Origin of the sequence: Sulfolobus islandicus Y.N.15.51 (genome assembly GCF_000022485.1) — an archaeon.
In the GTDB taxonomy this organism is placed as follows: domain Archaea; phylum Thermoproteota; class Thermoprotei_A; order Sulfolobales; family Sulfolobaceae; genus Saccharolobus; species Saccharolobus islandicus.
Genome location: NC_012623.1, coordinates 2,061,435 through 2,075,761, shown reverse-complemented (window position 1 = coordinate 2,075,761; position 14,327 = coordinate 2,061,435). Strand labels below are relative to the sequence as shown.

The 14,327-nt window shown below is 29.1% G+C and carries 12 protein-coding genes and 1 pseudogene; 6 read left to right on the top strand and 7 right to left on the bottom strand.

Translation table 11 applies throughout. The features are described 5' to 3' along the window. Positions 1 to 656: 656 nt before the first annotated feature. Both YN1551_RS16110 and YN1551_RS11250 read left to right on the top strand, forming a co-directional pair. Positions 657 to 1,503: pseudogene (locus tag YN1551_RS16110) on the top strand (IS630 family transposase); the annotation flags it as partial. Between the two features lie 447 nt (positions 1,504 to 1,950). Next, on the top strand, positions 1,951 to 3,153 hold the full coding sequence (locus YN1551_RS11250) for a glycosyltransferase family 4 protein (RefSeq protein WP_012717862.1): 1,203 nt from the start codon (positions 1,951 to 1,953) through the stop codon (positions 3,151 to 3,153). On the opposite strand, the gene YN1551_RS11245 is transcribed toward YN1551_RS11250, so the two are convergent. Continuing rightward, positions 3,107 to 4,264: a glycosyltransferase family 2 protein gene (locus tag YN1551_RS11245; protein WP_012717861.1), complete on the bottom strand. Its 1,158-nt coding sequence runs from the start codon at positions 4,262 to 4,264 to the stop codon at positions 3,107 to 3,109. The genes YN1551_RS11250 and YN1551_RS11245 overlap by 47 nt on opposite strands. A gap of 56 nt (positions 4,265 to 4,320) precedes the next feature. Here YN1551_RS11245 and YN1551_RS11240 point away from each other — a divergent pair, with 56 nt between their 5' ends. After that, positions 4,321 to 5,436 (top strand): glycosyltransferase family 4 protein, encoded by a 1,116-nt coding sequence (locus YN1551_RS11240; RefSeq protein ID WP_012717860.1) that lies wholly within the window; start codon positions 4,321 to 4,323, stop codon positions 5,434 to 5,436. On the opposite strand, the gene YN1551_RS11235 is transcribed toward YN1551_RS11240, so the two are convergent. From YN1551_RS11235 to YN1551_RS11215, 5 genes are read right to left on the bottom strand one after another with little or no spacing between them, the layout of a single operon-like run. Then, positions 5,407 to 7,074 (bottom strand): hypothetical protein, encoded by a 1,668-nt coding sequence (locus YN1551_RS11235; RefSeq protein WP_012717859.1) that lies wholly within the window; start codon positions 7,072 to 7,074, stop codon positions 5,407 to 5,409. The genes YN1551_RS11240 and YN1551_RS11235 overlap by 30 nt on opposite strands. Positions 7,075 to 7,085: 11 nt before the next feature. Continuing rightward, a complete protein-coding gene (locus YN1551_RS11230; RefSeq protein WP_012713431.1) occupies positions 7,086 to 7,328 on the bottom strand; it encodes a hypothetical protein in 243 nt (80 codons plus the stop codon). Further along, positions 7,325 to 7,804 carry a hypothetical protein gene (locus tag YN1551_RS11225; protein WP_012713432.1) on the bottom strand — a complete coding sequence of 160 codons (480 nt, stop codon included), beginning with the start codon at positions 7,802 to 7,804 and terminating at the stop codon, positions 7,325 to 7,327. The genes YN1551_RS11230 and YN1551_RS11225 overlap by 4 nt, the downstream gene beginning before the upstream one ends. A gap of 1 nt (position 7,805) precedes the next feature. Continuing rightward, on the bottom strand, positions 7,806 to 8,468 hold the full coding sequence (locus YN1551_RS11220) for a DUF1616 domain-containing protein (RefSeq protein ID WP_048052359.1): 663 nt from the start codon (positions 8,466 to 8,468) through the stop codon (positions 7,806 to 7,808). Beyond that, positions 8,468 to 9,400 (bottom strand): glycosyltransferase, encoded by a 933-nt coding sequence (locus YN1551_RS11215; RefSeq protein WP_012717858.1) that lies wholly within the window; start codon positions 9,398 to 9,400, stop codon positions 8,468 to 8,470. The genes YN1551_RS11220 and YN1551_RS11215 overlap by 1 nt, the downstream gene beginning before the upstream one ends. Positions 9,401 to 9,805: 405 nt before the next feature. Here YN1551_RS11215 and YN1551_RS16100 point away from each other — a divergent pair. The 3 genes from YN1551_RS16100 to YN1551_RS11195 all read left to right on the top strand — a co-directional run bounded on the left by YN1551_RS16100 (position 9,806) and on the right by YN1551_RS11195 (position 13,171). Further along, positions 9,806 to 10,508 (top strand): IS1/IS1595 family N-terminal zinc-binding domain-containing protein gene (locus YN1551_RS16100; RefSeq protein WP_457852654.1). Its coding sequence is split into 2 segments: positions 9,806 to 10,180 and positions 10,182 to 10,508, totalling 702 coding nucleotides; codons are not numbered across the junction. Between the two features lie 72 nt (positions 10,509 to 10,580). Then, complete coding sequence (locus YN1551_RS11200; RefSeq protein ID WP_012713434.1) at positions 10,581 to 11,666, top strand: glycosyltransferase family 4 protein; 1,086 nt, start codon at positions 10,581 to 10,583, stop codon at positions 11,664 to 11,666. Positions 11,667 to 11,668: 2 nt separating this feature from the next. Further along, positions 11,669 to 13,171, top strand: a complete 1,503-nt coding sequence (locus YN1551_RS11195) for an oligosaccharide flippase family protein (RefSeq protein ID WP_012717857.1) — start codon at positions 11,669 to 11,671, stop codon at positions 13,169 to 13,171. Here the strand turns inward: YN1551_RS11195 and YN1551_RS11190 are convergent. Beyond that, complete coding sequence (locus YN1551_RS11190) at positions 13,137 to 14,279, bottom strand: glycosyltransferase family 4 protein (protein ID WP_012717856.1); 1,143 nt, start codon at positions 14,277 to 14,279, stop codon at positions 13,137 to 13,139. The two genes, YN1551_RS11195 and YN1551_RS11190, sit on opposite strands and share 35 nt — an antisense overlap. Between the last annotated feature and the right edge of the window lie 48 nt (positions 14,280 to 14,327).

Sequence of the window (14,327 nt, the reverse complement as noted above, 5' to 3'; positions counted from 1 at the left end):
ATAATCTGAATGAAAGAAATGCATGAGAAAGAGTTCGGTCCTCCTAGCTAACAGTCTTAATTCTAGAGCTTAACCAGTAGTACCTTAACGTTTAACAATTTTCATATTAATTATGCGTTCTACGAAAATAGGTATACATGTGATGATAAATATTTAATTATTAAATTATAGACTACTAATTCTGTTTTAATATATTCTTATAGCTCCATCATATATGTCGATTCCGCTAAATATAATATATAATTTCTTTACTAAAGCTAGGGATAAGACTGTTATTATGATATAACTTTTAGCCTATTTTATATATGCTAAAGAATTATTTTAAATATGCTATAACCGATTTGATATCTATTAGTAGGGAATATAATAAACCATTTTGATATGAGTTAATAGTTAGAAACTTAGTTATTTAGAACTAGTCATATGCCAGAGATCTTCCCTTTTCCTAATAAGTCTAGCCTATTGTATACTTTAATTTTCATTAAATATTATGACAGTATATAGTCTTTTTCATAATAGCTGCAACGGGGGGCTAAAATTAGTAAATCTAGTGTTAGTAATGGGGAGCTGTTGGGCTGAGCGTGTTGAGGACCTTAATTCGCTTTGAACCCAACAGCCCCCAAGATATATTAGACAAAATGCACTATTAAAACTAAATGAGTGTGCTAAGGACCTTAAAAAGGAAGCTAATTAGCAAGAAGCCCAAGAACCTAAACGAGACAAAAGCTAGGGCAATACTTGGAAGGAATGAAAATTAGCGAAATAGCAAAAATACTACAAGTTCACAAGAGCACAGTATATAGATGGATTAACGAATTCCAGAGAGAGGGAGAAAAATGCCTATTCCACAAGGAAAGAAAAGGAAGAAAAAAGAAGGTAAACGAGAGGGAAATAAAGGTAGAAGAAATACAAGGAAAAATATGGGAAGCAAAAACATAGAGGAGAAGTTCAACGTAAAAATAAGCTACAGCTTGGAGAATAGCGAGAAAAAGACTGAAAATTCCCTACATAAAACCCTACAAGATCGACAAGAAGAGACCAATAGATGCTGACTTAGGGAGAGGTTGAAGGGCGTTATTAAGAAGGGTGTAAAAGTGTTTTTCATGGATGAGTCTGGTATTCGTCATGATCCCTCTAGGGTTTGTATGTTGTTAGGGTTGATTATCCAAGTGTTAATATTCTAGCTTGTATTCCCTTGTTTGATGGTAAGCCTTGTTTTATGCTCACAATGTTGATTCTAGGGTTTTCGCTAATTTTCTTTACTTGCTTAGGGTTAGGAATTCTGGTAATGTCGTGTTGATTCTTGATAATGCTAAGTTTCACAAGTCTTCTTATGTTCTCGCTACTGCTTCTAGGCTTAACATTACTTTGCTATTCTTGCCTCCCTATTCTCCGGATTTAAACCCAATTGAGTTGGTTTGGAAGGATTTGAAGCGTTGGGTTAATATTTATTATCACTCGTGTTATACTCTAGAATTGAGGATGAGTTCTATTATTTGGTTTCTAAGGGTAATTATACTAGGTATTGGATTAATAAGTTTCATGACGTGCTTGAGGAAGGTATAAGTATGGGAAAATTTTTCTCATATTTAATTTATTATCTGTTAACAGGTTTTATCTCACAATAATACAAGCTTTTCTCAATGTTTTTCTATATTTTGTATTGAGAGAAGTTAAAAGCCTGTTGCAACTATTATGAAAAAGACTATAAATTTGGCAACTATTATATCGCTTGTGTTAATATTTAGCTAACTTAAGCTAAAATTAATATTTTCTCGATATTTTAGATAAAATAAAACTAATATTAAGAATTCTTTTCACAAAAATTTTATAAAATCTTTAAATATTAGACCTTAGAAGAAAAGGAGTTTCAATAGCTAATTTACATGGGTAGCTAGTTTGATGTATTTCTATAAAGTTTTTAACTCTTAAATTAGTTATACGTAACTAATGAAAGTAAGAATTTTGACTGAAACGCAACAACGAGGAACATTTGCAACAATGTTATTATTATATAAAAAATTACTTGAAATTGGGATAGATGCTAAAATATATACCACGTTTAATTCAGAATATAATGTTTTGCCCTATCCTAACAAGAGTAGAATTTTTGGTTACGAGAAAATGGTAAATAATGAAAAATATGCTGAAAAAATATTTGGGATTATTTATGAATCTAAAGATACTATAATACATATTGCTAACGCCATGTATGGAATCTTACCGATAGCTGAAAAAAATAATGCCAAAACCATAATAAATATTCAATATTGGTGGCCCACATGCTATTTTAACTCTATGGAAAATCCATATTGTGATTGTAAGAGCTTTACAAAGATTGCTCAATGTATATATAATAAGAGGGATAACTATTTTAATAAATTATTATCACCTATAGAAGCAATTTATGCGATAAACAAGTTAAATAAGATAAAAGAATATGTATCCAAAGCCTCAATAATTTTAGCAGTAAGTAATATTGTGAGAGATATTCTTATATCTAGAGGATTTCCAGAAGATAAAATTCGAGTTATAAATGTAAATGCTATAACTCTACCAATTGATTATGTTGAATATCATCCTTCCAATAATTTTACATTTGGCTATCTTAGTTATCCAGACGAAGGAAAAGGTATTTTTCAATTACTTAAAGCATTTTCAATTGCTCTAAAATATAATAGAAATATGAAATTGAAAATACTAGGAGGACTAGAAGAGCCTAGGGTAATAGAGATGGTAAAGTCACTTAGAATAGAGGACAGAGTAGTAGTGACTAGAAGGTTTCCTTACTCGGAATACGTTAGTAAAATAAGAGATATGCTTTTAGATGTGGATGTTGTTGTAGTACCTACTTTAGTCCCCGATACGTGGGCTAGAGTTGTGACTGAGTCAATGTTAGCTGGAAGGCCCGTAATAGTTACTAAGGGTAATGGTGGCCTAGTGGAACAAGTAACTGATGGTATAGACGGTTTTCATGTTAACGTTTACGATTTAAATGATTTTGCATTATCCTTGTATAATATTTCTCAGCTTCCTAGAAGCAAAATAGAGGAAATGGGAAAAATAGCTAGAGAGAATATTATGAAAAAATATGATAATAAAAAAATTATTGAGCAGATAATTTCACTTTATCATAAGCTATTAGAAATTTGAATATTCCAGCGAAGACTGCTAATCCATTTATAAAACTCCAAATAAGATAGAAGATTATTATTTGAAGAGAAGTCTTTATATCCTTTAGTTCCTTAAGGGATTCTATAGAGCTTTTAAGTGTTCTATAAAAGATAACACTTCCTCCTAAAAATAAGAAGAAGGCATTTTTATTTAATAGATAGAATAAACTTGACAAAATATAACTAATAATTAGCTTTTTTCCTCTATTTTTTAGCTTATTCTTGCCGTAAAAATTAGGCTGTTCTAGGGGTAAAGTTAAAAGCGTAATAGCAATTGATATATATAGTAGTATATCGAATTTATTAATAAAGAAGGACATAAAAAAGAATATAATGAAGATAAAGAATAGAAAATTATCTAAATTAGGTAAATACTTATATCTCTTTAGAATTAGAGTAGAGGGAAAGCCGTATTGCCAAGCTTTAATAAGGTGTGATTTAAGAGACCTTTGATAAGAAGATAATAAATGCTCAACATGAACCTTAGGATTGAGAATTATTTTATATCCTAATCTTCTAACTTTTTCTGAAAAATCTATATCATGCATACTATAAGGATAAGTATTATCAAACATTCCTATTTTTTCTATCACTTCTCTTCTTATTATATCGTTATTTAAACCCGTAAATAGCACTTCTTGTTCGGGAATATTAACAATTTTATGCCATCCTAAAATATAAATATAGCTAAATGCTTTGTTTATGCCATTTAATTTAAAAGGAGATGTAACTAAAAGAGAAGAGGAAACTCCTACTTCTTTTCTCTCGAAGACTTTTAACATACTCGATATCCAATTTTTCTCTCCCAACTTCATGTCATCGTGTAATATTAATACGAAATCCCCAGAAGCTTTCTTTATTCCTTCATTAATAGCTCCTGCATGGCCTAATTTATTTTCATATTTAAAATATTTTAAATTTAAATCATTTTCTATTAAAAACTTTTCTATTATTTTCTCTGTATTATCTTTAGAACCATTATCTATTATTATTATTTCGAAGTTTTTATAGTCTTGTATTAGTATACTATTTAAAACTTCTGGTAATGTTTTTTCGCCATTAGATGTAGGAATGATTATTGAAACTAACATTCTACTCAACTTAATTTCTGCTAATCTTTAAATATTTAGTTTAAAGATATTACACGATGAAAGTAGTACTTTTCCCGTCTACTGACAAGCCTTGGGATGGAATAGAAGCGTACTCATTTGAATTAGCTAAAAGATTAAGTAAAAAAGGAATAGAAGTTGTAGGTATAAGAATTGGTATAAAAAATAACGTAAAAGCTATCAATGATAACTTTACCTTAATTGATGTTAAAACGCCTAATTTTCAAGGTAAATTATATGCTTTAAGGATTTTAATTTCGTCACCAAAAACATTGAAAATAATGGAAAATGCGGATATAGTGCATGGTATAGGTGGATATTACGCTGGTATAGAATTATTTCCAATAGGGAAAAAAGTAGTAACTATCATAGGCGCAAGTAGTTTAAGAGAAACTTCTAAAATTAAGCGAAATTTTAGAAGGTTATATATGTATTTTATTTATAAAATGGCTTCAGCATATATTGTACCAAATGAAATAATAATGAATGAAATAAAAAAATACGTAAAAATTAACCCTATACTTATTCCGTTAGGTATAGATATTGAGGGATTAAAAATAAATGAGTCAAAATCTGAGATAAAAGCTAAATTTGGATTTAATGACGATGACATAATAATACTATATCTAGGGCAGTTAGTTAAAGGAAAAAGATTACCAGAGTTAATTAGAGCTTTCCAGATTGTATTAAATAAAATACCTAATTCTAAGTTAGTATTAGTAGCTTGGGGATATCTTAAGGATTATTTACAATCATTGGTAAACGAACTTAGACTAAATGGTAAAGTATTTTTTATGAATCCTTTACCATATAATCAGAGAAAGTATATTTATAGTGTTTCAGATGTTTTTGTAATGTTAGGAGATTCATTTGGCGATGGAGGAATAAGCTCTGCAGTACTTGATGCACTAGGTTCAGGTTTGCCAATAGTAGTATCAAAGAATAGTCCTAACTATTTAGTAGTTAAAGATGGTTTTAACGGATATACTGTCAATCCAGAAGATTATAATCAAGTAGCAAATGCTATATTAAAGTCTATAGAAAACGGAAAAGAACTCGGTAAAAACTCATTATATGTAGCAAAAAATTTTGAATGGGATATAGTATCAAATAAAACTATAGAATTATACGAAACAATTTACTCCAGCAATTAAGTCACCTGAGTTAAAGAATATCGTATAGTTTTGTACAATTCCATTATAATAGCTTTGGTAGTCATTTACCTCAGTTGGACCACCAAAATATAGCACTAATGTTTCTATATATGGTCCCGCAAATTTAATTCCTTGTAAACTAGTTCCATAACTTTGCATAATTTTACCTTCATATTCATATACTGCTACATAAAATCCATAAGTTGAAGGTGTATTAATTCCATATTCGCCTAATAATTTTCCACCTAAAAATGCTGCTTCAGGTGAATGTTCAGAAGTAGCTATCATTGCATATCCCAATACCGAAAGAGGGATTAGTGCAACTAGAAATAGAGTAAATATTGTCTTTAAAATTTTTCTATCATATAGAAAATATATTATAATAATAGTATAAAATGTCATTGCTTGAGGGATCATTCTTGTTAATACATTACTTATATTATCTGCTAATCCTATAGCGGACTGCATTAATAATAGTCCGCTACCTACAGAAAAGGCTAGCCAAATATAGTTATTTGTTTTTTTCGAGACAATTAGGTAAATGAAAGATATTATAGAGGTTAAAAGAAATATACCACCATCCAATAATTTACTTACAACTGAATACAAATGATATGGTGAAGAAGGTATAAATGTATATATTAACGTGCTGGAAGGAAGTACAAGATTTTTTGTTGCTTGAGGAATAAATATTGATTCTATAACTTTAACGAAATCGTTTATAAGTACGTGAACACCACCTAATGCTCCTTGTGCTAAAGGGTTAAAGTAAACCCAATAAATGTAAACTGATGCCGTTAATGTAGCTGCATAAATAACGAATTTTAGATTTAGCTTACCTATTTTCCTTGAAAATATTAAAACAGAAATAATTATTGTAATAGCACTTCCAAATGTTCCTATGTCAGTTAAACCAGTTAATTCTGATAGGAGAATTAGTAGTGGCACGAATCTTATTCCTCCTCTTTTTATTATCAATCCCAATATCAGAAATACTGGGAACAAAAGATTATATGACATTAACTGGGGTGACCATTCGGCTACATAAAAAGGCATAGATGATAACATATAAATTAATATTCCTAATTCAGATTTAGGAGACTCAAAAAAGAGTCTAAGTAACGCATACACTACCAAATTCTGAAATATAGTAAAGAACATAGGTCCGAAGAATATGAAATATGATGTGGGAGTAAATCCTGAAATTAGAAATGATATACCTCCGTAAATAAATCCTAAAGGATAATATGCTTGATAAGTATTAGGATTGTTCATTGTAGAATGTTTAACGAGTAATTTGAATACCTCCGCTGAATGACCTAACTCATCTCTCGATAATATAAAAACAGGATTTATAAAATTAAATATGAAAAATGTATCAAAAAGAAGTAGCAGGTAAGCTATAGGCATTGTATAATTGTATACGTTTCTATCAAAATCTTTAAATTTAATTAAAGGTATTATGAAAGCAGTTGCTGTAATAAATTCCGTTATCCAATATATAGGTGGTAGTTCTTGAGTTAGTCCAAAAGGATATTTAAGCAAATTATAGTTAGATATAGATATATTAACTATATCTATTAGAGTTAATTCTATAGAAATTAAAAGCAATGTTATCTGTATTTTTTCTATTTTCATTTTCTTCCACCTTATGTCAAACCAAATATTTGTAAAATAAAGTAGATGCTCAATATTACCCAGAACACGGTAATAGCAGAAATAACGTAATTTGTTCTTTTAGATAAAGGATAATATATAATTTCTGTTATTACAGAGGCTATAGCAAATAAAATTATATATGCTTTAATATCGGTTAAATTGAGTACAGACAAAACTGTTGAGATTAACGTATATTCTAATCCTAAAATAATAGGGAATGTCTTATAATTCATCTATATCCCCTTAAATTATATATTATATTAAACGTTTCGGTTAAGATTACTATGCCTATTATTCCTGTATATATAGTAATACCTATAGTAAAGTTTAATAACAGACCTATCATAGCTATTATAGCAAAACTTGTTGCTAACGAAATACCTAAAGTATGTAAACTAGATAGTTGTTTTAACTCTTTTGGATAAAATATTCGCAATGCAGCATATCCTACAAAAAATATTGAGTAAAATATGCCTAAAGCTATTTTTAATGATATAATGAAACTTGAAGAATTGAATAGAGATAATATCAAGATCAATGATGATATATGAATAATTATGCTAGTGAAATCTAATTTATTCTCTATCTCGTATTTATCATGTATTATCTTAATTGCTTCAATTTCACTATATCCTTTATTTACAAGTTCATTTACCATTTGTTCGACGGTTTTACTTGTCTCTACTTCCCTTTTTTGCATAATCATCATCTTAACTTACACTAACTACTAACTGGTTAAAGATATTTGTATATATAAACCTCTGTAAAGTTAAGTTGTAGTAATATAACATTACTTCCAATTTAAAAGTTCCAGTAGAATTTATAGCGAAAGCTATAGGTAATTTCCATTCGCCATTATTGTTAACTATATTATATGATGTATATAGAGTTATATTAGTATTGTTATCATTTAAAATCACTTTAATTTGATAAAGCATTGGTATACCTTCATGATTTTGGACTAAAACATAAATTAATGCATTTTCTCCAGGAACTAGATGTGATGGATAATTTCCAATAATGCCATTAGAATTTAAGATAACCATTTCTGAGAAATTTTCCTTGGGCTGAATATTTAATGTATATATTCCAAATCCAAATAATAGTAAAATTATAATAATTCCAACTAATATACCATTACTTATAGGATCTTTTCCACTTTTTAATGATACAATTTTTTTCTTTTTATTAACTTTATACCATATTAGATAATAATGGTATTTTAGTTTTTTTCCGAAAAAATAATAGATAGCAAAAAACATTAATGGTAAAACTAATAATAAATAAGTTTCTATCCTATATAATTCCAAGCTTAAAAGATATTGCGAGTATATCATCTTATATTGAGTTATTAACTGCGAAACCTCAACCATTATCTCTTTTTATCTCTTTGGGTTAAAAAACCTATTGAATAACCTATAATTGAGATATATATAAGAAAAGGGGATAAATATATATATTTTGACCATCTATAATGTTTACAAGTCTCGAAATTTACTTTAAGTAATAAAATAATATATGATAGCAATAATAATATTAAAAATAGCTTAATATTCAGCAGAATCAATGATAACCCAAAAATAATTGAGGCAAAAAATATTGTTAATCTAGTTAATGCATCTCTTATAACCCATTTCTCTTTGGTTAATTTATGGAAAATTTTAGCACCATATGCAGCCTCCATATTTTGCTTTATGTAAGATCTTATTGAGTCTCTATGATAATGATATATTTTATCATTAAAGTTAACTTCGTATTTGTATCCAGCCTTCGTTAATTTGTAAAGTAATTCATCCTCTTGCATATAATTCATTTTTTCGTTAAATCCTCCTACTTTTAACACTGCATCTTTTCTATAGATTGCTCCATTTGCAGTTGTAAACCCTTTACAAAGGTATGTATCTATGGATTTTTGCAAAAATTTAGAATCTGGAGGAGAAAAAACTTTAGTGAAAACAACTCCTATCTTATCATTATTTTCCATTAATATAACTGCATTTTTTATCCATGTTGGAGTAGCTATTCGTGCATCACTATCTAAAAATGCTACATATTTACCCTTACTTTCTAAAACTCCTCTGTTATAAGCTACACCTCTACCTTTCCTCTCCTCTAATACTATTCTTATTCCGTATTTCTCTACAAACTGTTTCACTATATTTAGCGTATTATCAGTTGAATGTCCATCTACTACTACTAATTCAAAGTTCTTGTAGTCAAGTATTTGTAATGATTCTAAAGTACCTTTAACGGTCTTCTCAGAGTTTAAAGTTGGTATTACTATACTTACTAACGGTTCATTCACATTATTTATTAACTATACTAGTTTATAAAGAGTTAGGTTTCTAGCTATAATGTACATGTTCTAGATTAATATTAAAAACCAAAGTTATTAAAAGTAAGAGGTATATTCCTATTAGTGTATAGGGTATTTAACTATTTAATGTTGGCCTCCCTTTCCATAAGGGGATCTAATATAAAAGCCTTTTAATGTTAACTCTTCAGATTCTATATGCTAAATTCCCATTATAAAATCTATTAACTAAGCTCTCTAAAATATCTGAAAGTTAAGTATTAAAAAAGAATTTAATCTAATTAATTGAGAAATTTTATCTTCAAATAGAGGTGTCTTATAACTATAAGCTAAAATATTGAGTGAGATGATAGTGTCGCCATTAAGCTATTTATATTTATATAACGAGTATTACTTATGGGTAGGAAGGCTGTAGTTAGGCAAGACGTTTCTTGCCCCTCTTGTGGTTCTCATCATGTTGTTAAGTGTGGTAGGCCTTTGGGTAGGCAGAGGTATTTGTGTAGGGATTGTGGTAGGTACTTCTTGGGTGATGCTACTTACCATTCCAAGAAGTTGAGGGAGGAGGCTTTAAAGATGTATGCTAATGGTATGAGTATGAGGGCCATATCCAGGGTGCTTAACGTACCTCTAGGTACTGTTTTCACTTGGATTAAGCGTTATGGTGGGCAGAGGTATAAGGAGTTGGCTGAGGGGAGAACTATTGCTAAAGTCGTTGATGAGATGTTTACTTATTACTTGTTTAGGAACACAAGGGTATTTCACAAATGGATTTTTCACTTGTTTCGTCTACACTACTCTCGGTCTTTACTTAGTTTTTTCCGTGGGTGATAGGGATGCGAGTGCTTTTGACGAGATTAAATGTTATGTTCCAGAGGGTGGAAGGTGGGTTAGTGATGATTACAACTTGTATTTCTGGTTAAAGAATCACACTGTGGTTTCACCCGTGAATCCTAACGGGTCTTTTCACTCCTCAATAAGGGACAAGTTGGGTAGGTTCAAGAGGGCTACGAAGGCTGTTAATAGGAGTTTAGAGATGGTTAAGTACTCATTAGCCCTAGTCTTGTGGGATAAAAGGCTAATCCCAGAATTTATAACATAATGGCGACATTATCATCGCACTGAAAATGTTACTACTTAATTTATAAGCTAGTAATTATTCAGTGATCTTGTAATGAAGATTGCTCTTATGGGATTTGCTGGCACTAACAAAGAATGGAGTCTAGGTAGATTGACATTTCTTTTTTATAAAGGTCTAAAAGAATTAGGTGAAGATGTGTATTTAATATCAAAATATCCTTTGAACAGAGAATTTAGATTTGTAGAAATAAGAAAATTTCCGAAAATACTTGGAAAAGATATATTAACTGATATATTTTCACATTATTTCTCAGTTAAAAAATTAAATCCAAATATATACCATTTTATTTATCCTTATGTTAGTGCTACTATAATGCTTTATTTTCCAGCTAAATATAAAAAATTACTGACAATACACGATCTGAAACCATTAGCCTTGCCGGAATTTATGAATAAAAAGGAAAAAATTAATATATTAATTCTCAAATCAGTTATAAAAAACATTAATAGAGTTATTGCAATTTCTGAGAGTACTAAGATCCAATTAATAGAATATCTTAATATAGATGAAGATAAAATTTCAGTTGTATATAATCCAGTTGATCCACTATTCAAGAAATTAAATGATCATGAAATTTCTCCGATAAGACAGAAGATTGGGAGATTTATCCTTAATGTATCTAGGTATGACAAGCTAAAAAATCCTTTAAACCTGATAAAGTCATTTAAAATTATTCGTAAATGTTTTGATATCAAATTGGTTATTACTGGAGAATATTGGAATTATGGAATAAATATGATTAAGTCTGAACTAGGAAATATTAATGATGTTATTATATATACTCACCTGCCTGATATAGAATTAGTGAAATATTATAACGCAAGTGAGGTTTTTTTATTTCCTTCTATTTATGAAGGTTTTGGAATGCCTATAGTAGAAGCGATGGCATGTGGTACTCCAGTAGTAACTTCAAATAGATGGGCAATGAAAGAATTAGCAGAAGGAGTTGGACTTTTAGCCGATCCAGAAGATCCAGAAGATATAGCAGAAAAAGTATGTAAAGTACTTTCAGATCCTAATTTAAAGACAGATATGATAAGAAAAGGACTAAATAAGGCATCTCAATTCAATTATATAAATATTGCTAAGTCTTTACTTAAAGTATATGAGGAGGCATAAAAGTGTCTGACCTAGAAAAACTTGGAAAAAATCTAACATTAAACTATGTTAATTTATTACAAGGAAGATTTATTTCTCACATTATTGGATTTATAGGCTCAATCTTAGTAATTAGAATCCTTGAACCAGCTGACTATGGTATATTAAGTATAGCTATGTCTTTACCATATACTGTGAGTATATTTGGTAATCTTGGAGTCAACACGGCAGTTACTAGATTTGTTGCTAAATATAAAGAAATTGATCTGACAAAAGCTTATAGTATGATAACTTCTGGAATGATTTTTGATGTAATCTATGGTATTTTATTATCAGTTATAGGTTATTTGCTGACACCGTATATATTCACATATATTTATAATAAACCAGAGATAATTCCTTATGGCGAATTTGCTAGCTTTTTTACAATTCCTTATTGGGCCTCGAGCTCTATATTTTCAGGAATTTTGGGATTAGAACTTACTAAACATAATAGTGAAATGTGGATAATACATTATTCTGTTCAAACTATTTTAAGTGTAGGTTTAGCATTAAGTTTTCTAAGAGTTTATGGTGTTATTATAGGTTATATAATAGGGTATACTGCAATAGTTATTTATGGCATCGTAATACTTAAGAGAAAATCGCTTTTAGGTAAGCCATCTATTAATAACATGAAAGAACTAGTAATTTTTGGATTTCCTTTTGTTTTGCCATCTTTAGGAAGCTCAATTTCTGGAATATATACAACTTCTCTAGTAAATAGAATCCTTTCGATTTTCGAGATTTCTAATCTTACAGCATCATCTAAGTTAGGCACATTGTTTGATACGATTCTTAACCCATTATCTTACGCGTTACAGCCTACGTTGTCTAAATTAGATAAAAATAAGCATGATATAGTTAAAGTAACTAATGAATTATATAAATTAAATATTATTTTACAATTACCTATTCTTATATCAGTTGAATATCTAGCTTATCAAATAATTTATGTTCTCGCAGGCTCTCAATATACTTTAGCTCCGTTGTTTTTAAGGTTATCGTTAATAAATCCTTTAATTACCACTGCTGCTGGAACTTCAATTATAAACTCTTTACTTCTATTTCAAGGCTATTCCAAATTAGTAGCTAGAACAAATTTAATAAATATAGTATTTTATGTTCTGCTACTTCTCTTTATGCTTCCTAAATTTAGTTACATCGGATATTTCATTAGCAACTGGCTGGGATGGATTCCCGGATATATAATATCTCTCTCATTTGTTAAAAAGAATTACAACTACCAATTGCCGATAAAGGATGTAATAAAGATCTATTTGGCTACAAGTATATTTTTGCTTCCTGTTCTTTTTATAAATAATATGTTTGGTATAGTTCTTGATATATTTTTAATCATAATCTCATATAAAATATATGTAAAAATTAAAATAATAAATCAGCAGGAAATAAATATAATTTTATCTGTAGTTCAAAATTCATCTCTCAATTTTATAGCTGGTATTCTAAAGAAAATTCTTTCTTAAATTTATGCAAGATTTGAACAAACGAGTCAGCTACCTTATCCCATGTATATTTAGATATGCATTTAAAGGCTAATGATTTATAATATTCATTATCCTTAATAATTTTCAATGCCTCCGAGACCATTCCTTCTACATCACCTTCTTTCACTAATTTTACAGCTTCACAATTTCCATAATAATATCTGATTGCTGGTAAATCATATGCTATTACTGGAACACCACAAGCTAATGCCTCTGCAATAACTATTCCAAATGAGTCTACATGAGTGGGATAAATAAAGATTTTAGATGACTTTAAAATAGAATAGATTCGTTTTTTATCTAATATCTCACCAAAATAGACTATATCTTTATCATCTAAGTATGTGTTAATATCAAATCCATAATCTTGGCCTCCTATAATTGCAAATTTTTTGTAGCCATATTTTTTTAGATTTTTCATAATCTGTATTACCTCTGGTGTCCCCTTCATAAAGCCTTGCCTAGCTAGATGTATTGCGTCAAAATTTTCTGGAAAAGGAGTTACACTTTTAACTAGATTTAGATCTACACCACCAGGTGGATCTAAGGCTTCACATTCTATTCCATATTTAGTCTTAACCATTTTACTTAGTACACTACCTACACATATATTTAATTTGCTCTTCTTTGATTCTCTGAATCCTTTAACTAAATCTATGAACCAAGCAGTTCCATCTATTATATTTGTAATTCGTATTAAATTAAGATAATGTTTATATAATGGAAATGTAATAAAAGGTTCTAAATAAAGCATTCTTATACTTTTAGCCGTGTTTATTCCAATGATAAAATCATAATTATCCATTAAGTTCCTAATTTTTTGCTTTAGTATAATATTCTTGTATATATATCTAATAAATCTACCAGCTAAATTATAAGAATAAGGAATCCTAATAATATCTATAACATTTACTTTATCCTTAAGTTCTGGATATCTTCCTAATAAACCCTCCTCTTCTTTAAAGAGTAGCTCTATTAAATCAACTTTAACTCCTAGCATAGGTAGTCGTGATAGTAGTTCTGTTACAATTGTTGTTGCTCCAGAAACAGCAGGATTTCCCACATTAATATAAAGCAATTTATACATTTGTAAGATATTTTAGAAGAGTATCTAAAAAGCTTTATTGTTTAATTG